General features: G+C 34.7%; 1 protein-coding gene. It reads left to right on the top strand.

What is annotated here, in order from left to right; all coding sequences use genetic code 11:
- The first annotated feature begins 133 nt into the window (after positions 1–133).
- A complete protein-coding gene (locus tag ACT3QP_RS15040; RefSeq protein WP_444526062.1) occupies positions 134–496 on the top strand; it encodes a CDI toxin immunity protein in 363 nt (120 codons plus the stop codon).
- The last annotated feature ends 5 nt before the right edge of the window (positions 497–501 follow it).

Raw genomic sequence — 501 nt, forward strand, 5'->3', positions numbered from 1 at the left:
TGTAGGCTAATGGTATGAGTATCTTGAGTTATTTATGTAGTCGCGGTGTACTTGGTAATGTACACGAAGTGAGCTTTTCAAGATTCAATCGAATTACTCTTAATTATCTTAAAGAATTTAACAGGTCACTTGTATGAGTGTTTTATTCGATGAAGCTTTAGATGCTCTTAAAGAAGTTAGAATATTAGCTGATGAAGAGTCTAGGAAAGTAATGGATCAGTTTGTTAGCTCATTTCCAATACGAACTAGTGGTAGCGGAGGAATTGACTGGAACAAGGTTGATAAAAAAGTGCTTCTAAACTGTATAGAGGAAATTAAAAATCAAATAAATCTCACACTGACAGATAGTTGTTTTATTATCTGGAATGATGCAACACACCCGATTATAGAGACTACTGTTGAAAATATAGTGAATGCTTTTGACGACGTTACAGCTGTAAGGGTAACCCTCCCAAACTTAAGACACCTAATAAATAGAATTAAGCTGCCTGATTGAGTTTC

It is taken from the genome of Psychrobacter sp. AOP7-B1-24 (assembly GCF_052376215.1).
In the GTDB taxonomy this organism is placed as follows: domain Bacteria; phylum Pseudomonadota; class Gammaproteobacteria; order Pseudomonadales; family Moraxellaceae; genus Psychrobacter.

Bases quoted from the DNA above. Each gene is read 5' to 3' on its own strand.
- ACT3QP_RS15040 (WP_444526062.1), top strand. From the start codon at position 134: ATGAGTGTTTTATTCGATGAAGCTTTAGATGCTCTTAAAGAAGTTAGA.